The sequence below is a fragment of the Brevundimonas sp. genome, from assembly GCF_013912005.1.
GTDB lineage: Bacteria > Pseudomonadota > Alphaproteobacteria > Caulobacterales > Caulobacteraceae > Brevundimonas.
The window spans coordinates 90,039-106,000 of record NZ_JACESB010000007.1 but is presented as its reverse complement, the minus strand read 5'-3'; the positions used below and the strand labels follow the sequence as shown (position 1 = coordinate 106,000).

The 15,962-nt window shown below is 71.6% G+C and carries 16 protein-coding genes; 11 read left to right on the top strand and 5 right to left on the bottom strand.

Features of this window, described 5'->3' with window-relative positions; genetic code table 11:
* Positions 1-74: 74 nt before the first annotated feature.
* The 4 genes from H2038_RS07355 (at position 75) to prfB (ending at position 5,862) form a co-directional block, all read left to right on the top strand.
* A complete protein-coding gene (locus tag H2038_RS07355; RefSeq protein WP_292111068.1) occupies positions 75-1,289 on the top strand; it encodes an N-acetylmuramoyl-L-alanine amidase in 1,215 nt (404 codons plus the stop codon).
* Positions 1,290-1,344: 55 nt separating this feature from the next.
* The gene (locus H2038_RS07350; protein WP_292111066.1) at positions 1,345-2,079 is read left to right on the top strand and encodes an exonuclease domain-containing protein; all 735 of its coding nucleotides are present in this window, start codon (positions 1,345-1,347) and stop codon (positions 2,077-2,079) included.
* Positions 2,080-2,089: 10 nt separating this feature from the next.
* Entirely contained in the window at positions 2,090-4,534 is a 2,445-nt protein-coding gene (locus H2038_RS07345) for a penicillin-binding protein 1A (RefSeq protein ID WP_292111040.1), read from the top strand.
* Between the two features lie 205 nt (positions 4,535-4,739).
* Positions 4,740-5,862 (top strand): peptide chain release factor 2 gene (gene prfB, locus H2038_RS07340; protein WP_292111037.1). Its coding sequence is split into 2 segments (ribosomal slippage): positions 4,740-4,808 and positions 4,810-5,862, totalling 1,122 coding nucleotides; the frame shifts between segments, so codons are not numbered across the junction.
* Between the two features lie 55 nt (positions 5,863-5,917).
* On the opposite strand, the gene H2038_RS07335 is transcribed toward prfB, so the two are convergent.
* From H2038_RS07335 to tyrS, 4 genes are all read right to left on the bottom strand, one after another.
* The gene (locus tag H2038_RS07335; RefSeq protein ID WP_292111034.1) at positions 5,918-6,505 is read right to left on the bottom strand and encodes a polymer-forming cytoskeletal protein; all 588 of its coding nucleotides are present in this window, start codon (positions 6,503-6,505) and stop codon (positions 5,918-5,920) included.
* The gene (locus H2038_RS07330) at positions 6,489-7,640 is read right to left on the bottom strand and encodes a M23 family metallopeptidase (protein ID WP_292111031.1); all 1,152 of its coding nucleotides are present in this window, start codon (positions 7,638-7,640) and stop codon (positions 6,489-6,491) included. Before H2038_RS07330 ends, H2038_RS07335 begins: the two co-directional genes overlap by 17 nt.
* Before the next feature lie 200 nt (positions 7,641-7,840).
* Complete coding sequence (locus H2038_RS07325; RefSeq protein ID WP_292111029.1) at positions 7,841-8,308, bottom strand: peroxiredoxin; 468 nt, start codon at positions 8,306-8,308, stop codon at positions 7,841-7,843.
* 8 nt (positions 8,309-8,316) lie between these two features.
* Complete coding sequence (tyrS, locus tag H2038_RS07320) at positions 8,317-9,573, bottom strand: tyrosine--tRNA ligase (protein ID WP_292111027.1); 1,257 nt, start codon at positions 9,571-9,573, stop codon at positions 8,317-8,319.
* A 191-nt stretch (positions 9,574-9,764) separates the two neighbouring features.
* Here tyrS and H2038_RS07315 point away from each other — a divergent pair, with 191 nt between their 5' ends.
* The 5 genes from H2038_RS07315 to H2038_RS07295 all read left to right on the top strand — a co-directional run bounded on the left by H2038_RS07315 (position 9,765) and on the right by H2038_RS07295 (position 13,572).
* Positions 9,765-10,310, top strand: coding sequence for a DOMON-like domain-containing protein (locus H2038_RS07315; protein ID WP_292111025.1), 546 nt, complete (start codon positions 9,765-9,767; stop codon positions 10,308-10,310).
* Positions 10,307-11,509, top strand: coding sequence for a DUF1343 domain-containing protein (locus H2038_RS07310; RefSeq protein ID WP_292111024.1), 1,203 nt, complete (start codon positions 10,307-10,309; stop codon positions 11,507-11,509). Before H2038_RS07315 ends, H2038_RS07310 begins: the two co-directional genes overlap by 4 nt.
* Positions 11,510-11,698: 189 nt before the next feature.
* Entirely contained in the window at positions 11,699-11,899 is a 201-nt protein-coding gene (locus tag H2038_RS07305; protein WP_292111021.1) for a YdcH family protein, read from the top strand.
* Between the two features lie 27 nt (positions 11,900-11,926).
* A complete protein-coding gene (locus H2038_RS07300; protein WP_292111018.1) occupies positions 11,927-12,904 on the top strand; it encodes a TerC family protein in 978 nt (325 codons plus the stop codon).
* Complete coding sequence (locus H2038_RS07295) at positions 12,904-13,572, top strand: carbonic anhydrase (protein ID WP_292111015.1); 669 nt, start codon at positions 12,904-12,906, stop codon at positions 13,570-13,572. The genes H2038_RS07300 and H2038_RS07295 overlap by 1 nt, the downstream gene beginning before the upstream one ends.
* Here H2038_RS07295 and H2038_RS07290 read toward each other — a convergent pair.
* Positions 13,536-14,186 carry an alpha/beta hydrolase gene (locus tag H2038_RS07290; RefSeq protein WP_292111013.1) on the bottom strand — a complete coding sequence of 217 codons (651 nt, stop codon included), beginning with the start codon at positions 14,184-14,186 and terminating at the stop codon, positions 13,536-13,538. The two genes, H2038_RS07295 and H2038_RS07290, sit on opposite strands and share 37 nt — an antisense overlap.
* Before the next feature lie 160 nt (positions 14,187-14,346).
* Here H2038_RS07290 and H2038_RS07285 point away from each other — a divergent pair, with 160 nt between their 5' ends.
* On the top strand, positions 14,347-14,829 hold the full coding sequence (locus H2038_RS07285; protein ID WP_292111011.1) for an Rrf2 family transcriptional regulator: 483 nt from the start codon (positions 14,347-14,349) through the stop codon (positions 14,827-14,829).
* Positions 14,826-15,962, top strand: coding sequence for a cysteine desulfurase family protein (locus tag H2038_RS07280; RefSeq protein WP_292111008.1), 1,137 nt, complete (start codon positions 14,826-14,828; stop codon positions 15,960-15,962). Before H2038_RS07285 ends, H2038_RS07280 begins: the two co-directional genes overlap by 4 nt.

The window sequence follows — 15,962 nt, the reverse complement described above, 5'->3', positions numbered from 1 at the left end:
CCTTAACCCGTTGGCGACGACGTTCGGGCATGCTGCCGGAAAAGCGAAAGGTGGGTGCCGGCCGGATGTTCGGTTTGTCGCGTCTCAGAGCCCTGCGTTGGAGCAACCGCGACCGCGCCCTGGCGGCGCTGGCCGTCGTCGTGTTCTGCGTGGCGGCCCTCGCCGCCGGCCGCGGGCTGGCGTCCGGGGCTGTGGGCGAGGTGATGCGCGTCCGCTTCGGAGGCGACGCCGAGCGCACCCGCGTGGTGGTGGACATGGACCGCACCTCGCGCGGCGAGGTGCTGCAACCCGGCGCCGACGGCCGGGTCGTCCTCGCCCTCGCCGGGGTGACCCCGCCGGAGCGCCTGAGCGGGGCCGGCCTCGGCCTGGTGCGGGGCTACCGGGTCGCCGGCGCGGGGGCGGCGGCGCGGATCGAACTGGACCTCGCCACCTCGGCCGAGATCGAGCGGCGCTTCCTGCTCGCGCCCGGCGACGGGGTGGACCACTACCGCTATGTGATCGACCTGAAGGCCACCGGCCGCGCCCCGGCCCGATCGGCCCGTCCGGAGGCGGCCCCGCCGGCTCGGCGGGCGGAGCGGCCCCTGGTGTTCATCGACGCCGGCCACGGCGGACGCGATCCCGGCGCCCGCGGGGCCAGCAGCAACGAGAGCGATCTCACCCTCGCCGCCGCGCGTGCGCTCAAGCAGGAGCTGGAGCGCTCCGGCCGCTACCGGGTGCGGCTGACGCGCGACAGCGACGTCTATGTGGGCCTCAACCGCCGGGTGGCGATCGCCCGCCAGGCGGGGGCCGACCTGTTCATCTCGCTGCACGCCGACGCCGGGGCCGACCCGGCGACGCGCGGCGCGAGCGTCTACACCCTTTCGGAGCAGGGCGCGGGCCGGGCCGTGCGCGAGTTCACCCGCGGCGAGAACTGGCAGCGCAGCCTGAACCTTCCGGGACGGGACCCGTCGGTGGACCGCATCCTGCTGGACATGACCCAGCGCGCCACCCAGAACCGCTCGGCCCAGCTGGCGCGGACCCTGCTGGGCGAGCTGGAGGACGCCGACCACCCGCTGCTGCGCCGCAGCCACCGGGACGCCGGCCTGGCGGTGCTGCTGGCCCCGGACGTGCCGGCGGTGCTGCTGGAGATGGGCTTCATCACCAATCCCGAGGACGAACGCCTGCTGGGCGACGCCCGGGCCCGGCGGCGGCTGATGCGGGCCGTGGCGGAAGGCATCGACCGCTATTTCGCCGCGCCGTCGGACGGCCTGCAGATGGCCGCCGCCGACGCCGGCGCCGGCCAGCCCTGACCCCGATCCTCCGGCGCCCGGTGCGCAGACGGGGCGAAGCGTCTATCTGACGCTCATGCGTCTGCGCGTCGTCGACCTCGAAACCACCGGCGGGGACCGGACCTCGGAGATCATCGAGGTCGGCTTCGTCGACGTCGTGCGCAATGCGGCCGGCTGGCGCGCCCTGCCGCCGGTCAGCCGGCTGTTCCGCCCCCGCGGCCAGATCTCGGTCCACGCCATGGCCGTGCACCACCTGACGCCGGAGCATTTCTGCGACGCCGACCCGCACTGCGACGAATACGCCCTCAGGGAGATGTTCGCCGAGCCGGCCGATGCGATGGTGGCGCACAACGCCCGGTTCGAGCGGGCCTTCATCGCCGACACCGCCACCGGCGGCCTGCCGTGGATCTGCACGGTGCGCTCCGCCAAGGCCGTCTGGCCGCAGGCGCCGGGCCATTCCAACCAGGTGCTGCGCTACTGGCGCGGCCTGCGGCTGGATCCCGCCCTGGCCAATCCCGCCCACCGCGCCGGGCCGGACGCCTGGGTGACGGCCCACATCCTCATCGACCTGCTCGCCGAGGCGACGGTCGAGCAGATGATCGCCTGGACCCGCGAACCGCGGCGGGTCGACCGCATCCCGTTCGGCAAGCACCGGGGCCGGCCGTGGTCCGAGCCGCCCGCGGATTACCTGCGCTGGATGGCCGCGCAGATCGACATGGACCCGGCCGTCGTGGCCGCTGCGCGACAGGAGCTGGAGCGTCGCGCCGACCCGGCCGCGGCGGCTCTGGCGGAGGTCCCCGACGCGGGCTAAACCGGCGACCATGCTCCGTCTTCAGGATATCCAGGCCAGAATCCCCGAACGCTGGTTCGTGCTGGCCGGCGTCGCCCTCCTGGGGGGCATCACCCTGGCCGGGCTGGTGGTGACCATCTATGCGGCCTGGCTGTTCCACGACCTGCCGGACGCCTCGGAGCTGGCGGATTATCGTCCGGCCACCGCCACGCGGGTCTATGCCGGCGACGGCACCCTGATCGGCGAGTTCTCCGACGAGCGGCGCATCTATGTGCCCTACGAGCAGATTCCGCTGCCCGTGATCCAGGCCTTCCTCGCCGCCGAGGACCGCAACTTCTTCAACCACGGCGGGGTCGACGTCTCGGGCCTCGGCCGGGCCATGTTCAAGAACGTCTTCAACGCCGCCACCGGGCGGCGGCTCGAGGGCGGATCGACCATCACCCAGCAGGTGGCGAAGAACGTCCTGCTCACCAGCGAGACCAGCATCAACCGCAAGGTCAAGGAGGCGATCCTCGCCAACCGGCTCGAGGCGACGCTAAGCAAGCAGCAGATCCTCGAACTCTACCTGAACGAGATTTTCCTCGGCTACCGGTCCTACGGGGTGGCGGCGGCGGCCTACAACTACTTCGGCAAGTCGCTGGACCAGCTGACGCCGGACGAGGCGGCCTATCTCGCGGCCCTGCCGAAGGGGCCGAACAACTATCACCCGAAGCGCCACCCGCAGCGGGCGCTGGAGCGGCGCAACTGGGTGCTGCGCGAGATGCGCGAGAGCAACTTCCTCAGCGCCGACCAGTACGCCGCCGCCCGCGCGCGGCCGCTGACCACCCAGGACGCGCCGCGCCGGGCCCAGTACGCCGACGCCGACTTCTTCGTCGAGGAGGCGCGGCGGCGGGCGATCCAGCAGTTCGGAGCCGAGGAGGTCAACCGCGGCGGCTACTACCTGCGCACCACCCTCGACCCGGAACTGCAGTCGGCGGCGCGCAACGCCCTGATGCGCGGCCTGGAGGACTATGACCGCCGCCACGGCTGGCGCGGCCCGTGGGGCACGACCGATTTCGCCGATGGCTGGCAGGAGGAGGCGCTGAAGCGGACCGCGCCGCCGGAGCGGCGGGCGTGGGAGGCGGCGGCGGTCGAGAGCGTGTCCGGCAACACCGTCCGGGTTCGCACCGCCCGCAGCGACCGCACCGGCGCCCTGCTGACCGAGGACGCGGCCTGGGCCAACGCCAACCGCCAGCTCCGCCGGGGCGACCTCGTCTTCGTCGAGCCCCGCAACGGACAGTTCGCCCTCAAGCAGGTGCCGCGCGTGAACGGCGCCCTGGTGGCGATCGAACCGTACTCCGGGCGCGTCCTCGCCATGGTCGGCGGCTACTCCTACGCCCTGTCCAGCTTCAACCGCGCCACCCAGGCGCGGCGGCAGCCGGGCTCGGCCTTCAAGCCGTTCGTCTACGCCGCCGCGCTGGAGGGCGACTACACCCCCGCCTCGATCGTGCTGGATGCGCCGATCAGCTTCGCCGGCGGCCCCAACGGAACGCGCTGGAGCCCCGAGAACTACAGCCGGCAGTACTACGGCCCGCAGACGCTGCGCCGCGGGCTGGAGCTGTCGCGGAACGTGATGACCGTGCGCCTCGCCCAGGCGGTGGGCATGCGCAACATCGTCGACCTGTCGAAGAAGATGGGCGTCTCCGAGAACCTGCAGCCCAACCTGTCGGTGTCGCTGGGGGCGGGGGAAACCACCCCCTACGACCTGACCGCCGCCTACGCCGCCTTCATCAACGGCGGGCGGCGCATCGATCCCTATCTGATCGAGCTGGTCCAGGACCGCGACGGCGAGACCATCTTCCGGGCCGACGACCGCCGATGCCGCGAGTGCGGCCGCCCGTTCACCGGTCAGGAGTCGCCGCGCCTGGAGCCGCGGGGCGAGCAGGTCATCGACCCGATCACCGCCTACCAGATCAGCTCCATGCTGGAGGGCGTGGTCCAGCGCGGCACCGCTGTGCGCGCCCGCGGCCTCGGCCGCTGGGTGGCCGGCAAGACCGGCACCACCAACGAGTACCGCTCGGCCTGGTTCGTGGGCTTCTCGTCCGACATCGTGGTCGGCGTCTTCGTCGGCTTCGACGATAACCGGTCGCTGGGCTCCGGCGAGGCGGGGGCCGCCACCGCGGTGCCGATCTTCATCGACTTCATGGAGGTGGCACTGCGCGAGCGTCCGGCCCGGCCGTTCGTCCGGCCGCGCAACGCCGTGTTCCGCACCGTCAACGGCATCGAGGAAGCCTTCCGCCCCGGCACCGAACGGCGCCGCGAGGAGGAGCGGGCGCCGGAGCCCGCCGCCCCGACCGGCCCGCAGAACTATTACGACGTGATCCGTCGGGAGCAGGAGGCGGCGGCCGGCGAAGCCCCGTCCGACGCGCCCGCGCCGCCGGCCGCGCCTCCGCCGCCGAAGAAGGAGCCGGCGGAGGATCTGAGCGGGCTCTACTAGGAAGAGGGGGGCGCAGGGACCAGGGATCAGGGACCAGGGATTGGAAGCAGAACACCGGCGGCCGCCAACCCGGCGAAGCGCATTCGCCCGCTTCCGCCCCGGTCCCCAGTCCCTGATCCCTGATCCCTAATCCCTCTCTTCCCCTTCCCACACGGCGCGACGCACTCTATGTCCGCGCCTCCCTTTGATATCGCCGGAGACTGCGATGAGACCGGATGTCGAGGCCATGAAGGCCGACATCGAGCAGAGCATCGCTCTGCTCAGGAGGCGTCTTTGACTGGGATGCCGCACTCAGGAAGCTCGATGAGCTGAACGCGCGGGTCGAGGACCCGACGCTGTGGGACAGGCCCGACGAGGCCCAGGCCGTCAGCCGCGACCGCTCGCGGCTGGAGGCGCAGGTCAACGCCGTCCGCGAGATGGAGCAGGGTCTCGAGGACGGGATCATGCTGGCCGAGATGGCCGACGAGGAGGGCGACGAGGCGGCGCTGGAGAGCGCCCGCGCCGATCTCAAGGCGATCAAGGACCGCGCGGCCCGGGCCGAGCTGGAGGCGCTGCTGTCCGGCGAGGCCGACGGCAACGACGCCTATCTGGAGGTCAACTCCGGCGCCGGCGGCACCGAGTCGAACGACTGGGCTGGCATGCTGCTGCGCATGTACACCCGCTGGGCCCGCGCCCACGGCTACGAGGTCGAGGTCGAGGCCGAGGAGGCCGGCGAGCAGGCGGGCATCAAGTCGGCCACCATCCAGATCAAGGGCCCCAACGCCTACGGCTGGCTGAAGTCCGAGTCCGGCGTGCACCGGCTGGTGCGCATCAGCCCCTACGATGCGGCGGCCAAGCGCCACACCTCCTTCGCCTCAATCGGGGTCTCGCCGGTGGTGGACGACGCCATCGAGATCGACATCAATCCTGCCGACGTGCGCACCGACACCTACCGGGCCTCGGGCGCGGGCGGGCAGCACATCAACAAGACCGACTCGGCCGTGCGTCTGACCCACGTGCCGACCAACACGGTGGTGGCCTGCCAGGCGGGGCGGTCGCAGCACCAGAACCGCGAGCAGGCGTGGAAGATGCTGCGCGCCCGGCTGTATGAGCTGGAGCTGCAGAAGCGCGAGGCCGCGGCCCAGGCCCTGGCCGACGCCAAGACCGACATCGGCTGGGGCCACCAGATCCGAAGCTACGTCCTGCAGCCGTACCAGATGGTCAAGGACCTGCGCACCAACGTCGAGACCTCGGACACCCAGGGCGTCCTCGACGGCGACCTGGACGCCTTCATGGGCGCGGCCCTGGCGGCGCGGGTCGGCGAAACGCGGGGCTCCACAGCCGAATGAAAAAGGCCCCGGGATCGCGCCCGGGGCCTTTCTTCGTCCTTCAGGACCGGGTGGATCAGGCCGCCCCGGGCTTCATGTCGATGACGTGGGGGCGATCGTCGCCGTGGGGCGGGGTGGCGCTCGCCGCCGGGGTCGACGGCTGGGCGGCGGGACGGGCGGCCGCCGGGGCCTCGCGCCGGCCCTGCAGCACCCGGCCCTGGAAGTAGGCCCCGATGTCGATCGAGAGCTGTTCCGCGGTGATGTCGCCGTCGACGTAGGCGGTGGCGATAAGCTTGACCTGCTTGCCCGAGACGCCGCCGACGATGCGGCCGCGGACCTCGACGTAGTCGGCCGACACATTGCCCTCGACGCCGCCGGTCTCGCCGACGATCAGCCGGCCGACGCGGACGTCGCCCTTGATCGCGCCGTCGATCTGCAGGTCGCCCCCGCCGGAGATGTTGCCCTCGAACTGCAGGTCCGAGGACAGGGTCGACAGGCCGCGCTGGGCCGGCGCGCCGCCCGGGGCCGGCGCGGCGGCGCGAGCCGGAGCAGCGCCCGCGGCGGGCGCGCCGGGGATCGGCAGGTCCGGCAGCGGCGGAATGGCGGAGCCGCTGTCGGCGCGGGGCTGCGGCTGCGGGGCGGGGGATTTAGCCTTGTTGAACAAGTTGGTCTCCGGCTCTCATGAAGCGGGCGGGGTTCTGCGGCCGGCCATCCAGCCACACTTCGTAGTGCAGGTGGACGCCGGTGGAGCGTCCGGTCGTGCCCATGCCGCCGACGCGCTGCCCGAGGGCGACGCGCTGGCCGGCGCGGACGGTCATGGAATTCAGGTGGGCGAAACGGGTCTTGAAGCCACGCCCGTGGTCTATCTCGACCACGTTTCCATAGCCTGAACGGGTCCCCACATAGGAGACCACGCCCGGGGCCGTGGCGTAGATCGGCGTGTTCAGCGGTCCGGCGAAGTCCTGTCCCTGGTGCACGGCCGGGCGGCCGTTGAAGGGGTCGAAGCGGACCCCGAAGCCGGAGGTGGTGCGGGACTGGGTCGGACGGCGGAAGGGCAGGCCCTCGGCCGCGTCAGCGAGCCGGCGCATGTCGTTGAGGTTGTCGGCCGCGTTGCGGATGCGCATGGCGAAGGCCTCGTCCACGTCCAGCACCACGCCGAGGGCGTGCGGGTCGCGGGCCTCGACCAGCGGGCCGCCGAGGGCGGCGTCGCGCGGCGCATAGGCGGCGGGGTTCAGGCCCGCGAGGCGGAAGGCCAGGCGCAGCCGCTCGGCGCGGGTGCGGGCCACGTCCTCGGCGCGGGCGATCAGCCGTTCCTGGTCCATGCGCACGGCGACCATGCGCTGCACCGGGGTGCTGCGGGCCGGATCGAGCGGCGGAGCCGGGGCGAGCGCGGTCTCCGCGCCGTCCACGCCGTGGAACAGGGTCATGACCCGGGTCAGGGCCGCGTGCCGGCGCTCGACCATGCCGGCCATCTCGTCGAGCGAGCCGGTGGTGGCGCTCATGCGGGCCACCGCGCTGTCGAGGCGCGCCTGCAGGTCGGCGTTCAGGCGCTCCGCCTCGGCGCGGGTGCGCGTCACGGCGTGATCCGCCTGGCGTTCGAGCAGGAGGTCGTAGAGGAAGCCGCCGCTGGCGAACAGGCTCCAGCCGGCGACCAGAACGGCCGCCGCGGCGCCGGCCATCTGCCGGGCCGGCGTCAGCGCCCAGGCGCGGACCGCATCGCCGTCGCGCAGGTACACGTACCGGACCGGAAACCACCGCCCGATCAGAGAAGGTCTTTGCGTCTTCTCCGCTTCGGTCATAACCCAACGCCCCCACGTTCGGCCGGCTTTATGGGGCACGGCGCCGCCCGGGGACAAGTCTCTTCACGATCTGTTAACCATTTCGGCAGGCATTCGCGGGAATCCGGACCGTATTCGGCGCGAAACTTCGCCTGTCAGTTGCAGGCGCGAATCTGGCGAAGGACTCGCGCGGCGTGCGCGAGATCAGATTCGCTCCGGGGTCAGAGCGTTCGCAGGGCCGCGAGCACTTCCGCGGCGTGGCCCTTGACCGAGACCTTGCGCCAGGCGCGGCGGACCACGCCCTCGCCGTCGACGAGGAAGGTGGCCCGCTCGACCCCCATGTAGGTGCGGCCGTACAGCTTCTTCTCACCCCACACGCCCCAGGCCGCGGTGACGTCGCCGGGCTCGTCCGAGGCGAGGACGACCGTCAGCGCGTGCTTCTCGCGGAAGCGGTCGAGTTTCTTCACCGGATCGCGCGAGACGCCGATCACCGTCGCCCCGGCCGCCGCGAAGTCGTCGACGAGGGCCGAGAAGTCCTGGCCTTCGGTGGTGCAGCCGGGCGTGTCGGCCTTGGGGTAGAAGTAGAGGACGTAGGGCCGGCCGGCGAGGGACGCGGCCGAGACGCGGCCGCCGCCGGCGGTCTCCATGTCGAAGGACGGCGCCTTCGCGCCTTCGGTGATCTCGGTCATGAGCTCTCTCACACAGGCCGGACGAGGACGATCTTCTTCTTGCCGGCGGCAAGCTTGAGCACCCCGTCGGCGGTCAGGTCGGAGGCCTCGACCAGCCGGGCGCCGTCGGCGACGGCCTGGTCGTTCAGGCGCAGACCGCCGCCCTGGGCCAGGCGCCGGGCCTCGCCGTTGGAGGCGGTGAGACCCGCCTTCGTCGCCACGGCGGCGACCATGGCGCCGACGACCTCGTCGCGCGGCAACTCCACGGTGGGGAGGTCGGCGGACAGGCGCCCCTGCTCGAAGGCGGCCTCGGCGGCGCCGCGGGCGTGGGCGGCGGCGTCGGCGCCGTGCAGCAGGGTGGTCGCGGCGTCCGCGAGGGCCTTCTTGGCCTCATTGATCTCCGCGCCCTCGAGCGCCGCGAGCCGCGCGACCTCGTCCAGCGGCAGGTCGGTGAAAAGGCGCAGGAAGCGGCCGACGTCGGCGTCGTCCACATTGCGCCAGAACTGCCAGTAGTCGTACGGGCTCAGCTGGTCGGCGTTGAGCCAGACCGCGCCCTGGGCCGTCTTGCCCATCTTGCCGCCCGAGGCGGTCGTCAGCAGGGGGGTGGTCAGGCCGAAGGCGGCCTTCTGGTCCACGCGGCGGACCAGATCGACGCCGGAGGTGATGTTCCCCCACTGGTCCGAGCCGCCCATCTGCAGGGTGCAGCCGAAGCGGCGGTTCAGCTCGAGGAAGTCCACCGACTGCATCAGCATGTAGTTGAACTCGAGGAAGGTCATCGGCTGTTCGCGTTCCAGCCGCAGCCTGACCGAGTCGAAGGCCAACATCCGGTTGACGGTGAAGTGCGTGCCGTAGTCGCGCAGGAACTGGATGTAGCCGTAGGTCGACAGCCAGTCGTCGTTGTCGACCATGACCGCGTCGGTCGGTCCGTCGCCGAAGGTGAGGAATTTCTCGAACACGGTGCGGATCGAGGCGATGTTGGCCTGGATGGTCGCGTCGGTCAGCTGGGGCCGCGAGGCGTCCTTGCCCGTCGGGTCGCCGACCTTGGTGGTGCCGCCGCCCATCAGGACGATCGGCTTGTGCCCCGCCTGCTGCAGCCGGCGCAGCATCATGATCTGGATCAGGCTGCCGACGTGCAGCGAGGGGGCGGTGGCGTCGAAGCCGATGTAGCCGGTGACCACGCCCGCGGCGGCGGCCTCGTCGAGCTCGGCCGGGTGGGTGATCTGGTGGATGTAGCCGCGCGCCTCGAGCGTGCGGAGGAACGCGGACTTGAAGGGCTGGTCGCTCATGGCGGCTCCGTTAGCAGGGAAGCCGGCGGCCGTCAGGTGAGTTCGGCGCCGGCGAGTGCGGCGCAGGGGTTCGCGGCCGCCCGTTCAGTACGAGGGGCGGTAGTAGAGGCCGGTGCAGGTGGCGCGGGCGAACATGGACGTCCGGGTACGGTCGGCGTTGACCGACGTCAAGGCCGCGCTATCGGTGGGGCATGCTGGTCACCCTGACGCCGCACCCCGACACGCCTGGCCCGCCCGTGACCATCGCGGTCGAGGTCCTGCGGCCGAGGACTCCGGGCCTCTCGCTTAGCTTCCGGGTTTCCGGCGACATCTCCCGCATCCGCGTGCCGGAACGAGTCAGGCCCTCCCGCGCCGACGAGCTCTGGCGGACCACCTGTTTCGAGGCCTTCGTCGCGAAGCAGGGCGGGGGATATTGCGAGCTCAACCTGTCGCCGGAGGGCCGTTGGGAGGCGTATGAGTTCACCGCCTACCGGGACGGCATGTACGCCCACCCCGGCGTGGAGATGCGCGACCCGGAGCGGACGATGGACGATCGCAGCCTCGTGTGCGCCGCCACCTTCGACCTGGACCGCGTGCTGGGTTGCGAGGCCCTGCCATGGCGCATGGGGTTGTCCGCCGTCGTGGAGGATGTGGACGGCCGTATTTCCTACTGGGCCCTGGCCCATGCTCCGGGTAAGCCGGACTTCCATCACCCCGACTCGTTCGCGCTGGAGCTGCCGGCGCCGGAGGCTTCATGAAGTTCGGCATCGACCGCTTGCTCGCCGAGTCCGAGCTGTCGCAGGCATTGCGCGGGCGGCGGGCGGCGCTGCTGGGGCATCCGGCCTCGGTCACCGCCGACCTGACCCATTCGCTGGACGCCCTGGCGGCGCATCCGGACATCACCCTGGGCGCCGCCTTCGGACCGCAGCACGGCATGCGCGGCGACCTGCAGGACAATATGATGGAGAGCCCGGACGAGACCGACGCCCGGCTCGGCATCCCGGTGTTCAGCCTGTACGGCGAGGTGCGGCGGCCGACCGACGTCGCGATGGAGACCTTCGACGTCCTGCTGGTGGACCTGCAGGATCTCGGCTGCCGCATCTACACCTTCGTGACCACCCTGCTGTACGTGCTGGAGGCGGCGGCGAAGCACGGCAAGGCGGTGTGGGTGCTGGACCGGCCCAACCCGGCCGGGCGGCCGGTGGAGGGGCTGACGCTTCGCCCCGGGTACGAGAGCTTCGTCGGCGCCGGGCCGATGCCGATGCGGCACGGCATGACCCTCGGCGAGATGGGGCGCTGGTTCATCGATCAGAACAACCTCGACCTGGAGTACCGCGTCGTCGAGATGCAGGGCTGGGCGCCGGAGGCGGGGCCGGGCTTCGGCTGGCCCCTGGGCGAGCGCAGCTGGATCAACCCCAGCCCCAATGCGCCGAACCTGTCGATGGCCCGCGCCTACGCCGGCACGGTGATGCTGGAAGGCACGACCCTGTCGGAGGGGCGCGGCACGACGCGGCCGCTGGAGCTGTTCGGGGCGCCCGACATCGACGCCCGGGCCGTGATCGCGGAGATGCGGGCCCTGGCGCCGCAGTGGCTGGAGGGCTGCCGGCTGCGCGACCTGTGGTTCCAGCCGACCTTCCACAAGCACGTCGGCCAGCTGTGCGCCGGGGTGCAGATCCACGTCGACGATCCGGCCTACGACCACGCCGCCTTCCGGCCGTGGCGGCTGCAGGCGCTGGCCTTCAAGGCGATCCGGCGGCTGCATCCGGACTACCCGCTGTGGCGCGACTTCCCGTACGAATACGTGTTCGACCGCCTCGCCATCGATGTGATCAACGGCGGGCCGGGGCTGCGCGACTGGGTGGACGACGGGGCGGCGGCTCCGGAGGATCTGGACGCTCTCGCCCGGCCGGACGAGCAGGCGTGGGAGGAGGCGCGGCGTCGCTTCCTGCTCTACTGAGCCGCGGCTGACAGTTTGTCGCGTTGCCGCCCGTCGGGCGGCCGCATAGTCTGGTTCTGCGGACCGGGCCCCTCTGGCGACCACGTGGTCGTGATGTCGGTCCGCATCGAGCGTGCTCGATGCGTGACAGGGCCCAGCCGTTTCCCGTCCCGGTCAGGCATCGAGCCGCTCCCCTCAGAGGAGACGACGATGCTGCACATCCAGCTTTACCGCGCCCGCCGGGACCATGGGCGGCTCTCACACCTGATCGATCTCGAGCAGCGGCGCCTGCGGCCGGATCCCGGCCGGCTCGCCGAGCTGAAGAAGCGGAAGCTCGCTGCCCGCGACCGGATCGCCGCCCTCGAGGCGCGTCAGGTCGACGTCGCCGGGCCCAGCCCCCACCGCGCCTGACGCCACCCGACACTCCGGAAGTCTGCAATGGAAATCCTGCTCGCCGAGTGGCTCGGCAAGCCGGCCTGGATGTGGCTGGCCTTCATGACCGTGGTCGGCGCCCTGCTGGCGCTCGACCTCGGCGTCCTGCACCGCGATCAACACGAGATCGGGGTGCGTGAAAGCCTGCTGCTGTCGGGCATGTACATCGCCATCGCCCTGGTCTTCGGGGGATGGGTCTGGTGGGAGCTCGGGCGGCAGTCGGGGATCGAGTACCTGACCGGCTTCGCGGTCGAGAAGAGCCTGGCGATGGACAACGTCTTCGTCATCGCCATGATCTTCGGCTACTTCGCCATCCCGCGGGCCCTGCAGCACCGGGTGCTGTTCTGGGGCATCCTCGGGGTCATCGTGCTCCGGGCGGTGATGATCGGCGCCGGCGCGGCCCTGGTCAGCCAGTTCGGCTGGGTGCTGTACGTCTTCGCCGCCTTCCTGGTGCTAACCGGAATCAAGATGTTCTTCGCCGGCGAGGGCCACGGCGACGTCGGCGACAATCCGATGGTGCGCTGGATGCGTCGGCGCCTGCGGATCACGGACGAACTGCACGGCCAGAGGTTCTTCGTCCGCCAGCCGGATGCGCAGGGACGGACGGTGTGGTGGGCGACGCCGATGTTCCTCGCACTGGTGATGATCGAGATCGCCGACGTGATCTTCGCCGTCGACTCGGTGCCGGCGATCTTCGCCATCACCACCGATCCCTACATCGTCTACACCTCGAACATCTTCGCCATCCTCGGCCTGAGGGCGCTGTACTTCGCCCTGGCCGCGGTGATCCATCGCTTCGCCTATCTGAAGCAGGCCCTTGCGGTGCTGCTGGTGTTCATCGGCGGCAAGGTGTTCGTGGCGGACCTGACCGGCCTCGGGAAGATCCCGCCGGAATGGTCGCTGGCGATCACGGCCCTGATCCTGGCCAGCGGCGTGCTCTGGTCTCTCTGGCGGACGCGGGCGGACGCGGGGAGGGCGGCCTGATGCTGCCCCGGCGGCCGCCGCCCGATCCCCTGCTGGAGGGGTTCGCCCGCTTCCGTCGCGAGGTCTGGCCGCGCATGGCGGAACGCTACCGGACGGTGGCGCGACGGCCCGCCTCGGCGCGGACGATGGTGATCGCCTGCGCCGACGCCCGGGTGGATCCGGAGGCCATTTTCGGAGCCGGACCGGGCGACATCCTCGTGGTGCGCAACGTGGCCAACATCGTGCCGCCCTACGAGCCGGACGAGCGGTCGCACGGCACCAGCGCCGCCCTCGAGTATGCGGTGCGGATTCTCAAGGTGCGGCGGATCGTGGTGCTCGGGCATTCCCGCTGCGACGGCGTGCGGGGCCTGATGGAAGGGGCCGGCCGGCAGGGCCAGGACTTTCTCGAGCCCTGGCTCTGCATCGCCGAGCCGGTGCTCTGGCCCGTCCCGGTCGAGGTGGACGAGCGCGAGCTGCAGCCGCACTTCGAGCAGCGGGTGGTGCGGCTGTCGCTCGCCAACCTGCGCACCTTCCCGTGGATCGAGGAGAAGGTCCGCTCCGGCGGGCTGTCGCTGGACGGCTACTGGTTCGACATCGCCGCCGGGGCGCTGTGGCGGGTGACCGCGACGGGGGTGGAGGCGGTGGACCCGGATCAGGCCGGGTTTTCGGCCAGCCGCTTGTCCAGATAGGCGCCGACGCGGCGCTCGACCGCATCGAGGTGGTCCTGCCAGAAGTGGCTGGCGCCTTCCTCGAGCTCGTAGTCGATGACGATGCCCTTCTGGGTGCGCAGCTTGTTGACCACCCGCTCGACCTCGACCGGCGGCACGATGGTGTCGGCCGTGCCGTGCAGGAACAGGCCCGAGGCCGGGCAGGGGGCCAGGAAGCTGAAGTCGTACATGTTCGACGGCGGCGACACCGAGATGAAGCCGTCGGTCTCGGGGCGGCGCATCAGCAGCTGCATGCCGATGTAGGCCCCGAACTGGTAGCCGGCGACCCAGGTCTGGGAGGCGGCGGGGTTGTTGGCCTGCAGCCAGTCCAGCGCGGTGGCCGCGTCGGCCAGCTCGCCGACGCCGGAGTCGAATTCCCCCTGGGACTTGCCGACCCCGCGGCTGTTGTAGCGCAGGGTGGCGAAGCCCCGCTTGACGAACAGCTGGTACAGCGTCACCGCCACCGGGTTGTTCATGTGCCCGCCGGCCTTGGGGTGCGGGTGCAGGATCAGGGCGATCGGGGCGTTGGGGCGCTTGCCCGGCGAGTAGCGACCTTCGATGCGGCCGGAGGCGCCGGGCAGGATGACTTCAGGCATGGGGCGGCGAGTTTCCCGTGTTCAACTGTCATTTCGCACCTGCGCAATACTTGACCACAGGGGTAGGACTTTCTAAGTCCGCCGTGCGCGTCGACGCCTTTGCGAAGGCGCGGGTTCTAGCACAGGAGCCCCGCAAGGCGCGCAGTTTTTGAGGTGCGCGATGCGACTGTCGACGAAGGGACGATACGCCGTGATGGCGATGGCCGATCTGGCGCGCAACGGACGCGCGCCGGACGGCGGCGTCCGGGCCGTCTCCCTGGCCGAGATCGCGGCGCGGCAGGAGATTTCCCTCAGCTATCTGGAGCAGCTGTTCGCCCGGCTGCGGAAGAGCGGCCTGGTGCAGAGCGTGCGCGGCCCCGGCGGCGGCTACCGCCTCGCCAAGGCGGCCGACGAGACCGTGGTCGCCGAGATCGTGCTGGCGGTCGACGAACCGATCCGCGCCACCCGCTGCGTCGCCCACGGTTCGCCGCGCGGCTGCATGCCGGGCGGCGAGCGCTGCATCACCCACGACCTGTGGGAAGACCTCGGCGCCGAGATCCACGCCTATCTCGCAGGGGTCTCGCTGGAGGACGTGGTGCTGAAGCGCACCGGGTCGCGCCGACGGTCGGCGACCGTCGCGCCGGCGATGGGAGCGGCGGCATGAGCGTCTATCTCGACTACAATGCGTCCGGCCTGGTGCGTCCGGAGGTCCGCGAGGCCATGGCGGAGGCCCTGGCCGACGGCGGCAACCCCAACGCCGTGCACGCGGCCGGCCGGCGGGCGCGGGCGCGGGTGGAGAATGCGCGGGCGAAGGTCGCCGATCTGGTCGGCGCCGATCCGACCGCGATCGTCTTCTCGTCCGGCGGCACCGAGTCCAACGCCCAGGCGGTGGCCAGCGCCCTGGCGGCCGGCTGCGAGCGGGTGATCGTCTCGGCGACCGAACATCCCTGCGTCGCCGAGGCGGCCGCCGTCTCCGGCGCGCCGGTCGAGGTGCTGCCGGTGGACGGCGACGGCGTGGTCGATCTGGCCTGGCTGGCCGACGCGCTGAAGCGGCCGGGCCGGCCGCTGGTCGCCATCCATCATGCGAACAACGAGAGCGGCGTGATCCAGCCGATCGCCGAGGCGGCGCAGTGGATCCGCGCCGCGGGCGGCTGGCTGCACGTCGACGCCATCCAGTCGGCGGGCAAGATCCCGGTCGACATGCGCGCGCTGGACGCCGACAGCCTGACCCTGTCGGCCCACAAGCTGGGCGGGCCGCAGGGCGTCGGGGCCCTGGTGCTGAAGGCGGGGCGCGAGGCGGTGAAGATTCTGCACGGGGCGGGACAGGAGCGCGGGCTGCGCGCCGGCACCGAGAACACGCCGGGCATCGTCGGCTTCGGCGCCGCCGCCGACTGCGCCGCGCGGGACCTGCCCGGGGCGATGGCCCATGTGACCTGGCGCGATGCGGCCGAGGCGAAGGTCAGCGCCGCGGGGGCGACCATCGTCGGCGCGGGCGCGCCGCGCCTGCCCAACACCCTGTTCATGGCCGTGGCGGGCTGGGACAGCCCGCAGCAGCTGATCACCCTCGATCTGGCCGGGATCATGATCTCGGCCGGCAGCGCCTGCTCCTCGGGCAAGACGAAGCCGTCGAAGACGATGCTCGCCATGGGGCTGGAGCCGCTGGCCACCGGGGCGGTGCGCGTCTCGGGCGGCTGGGGGACCACCGAACAGGACTGGATCCGCTTCGCCGACGCCTGGGTCGCGGCGTGGCGAAAGCACAGCGCGCGCCTCAGCGAGCGCGCGAAGGAAGTTGCGTAA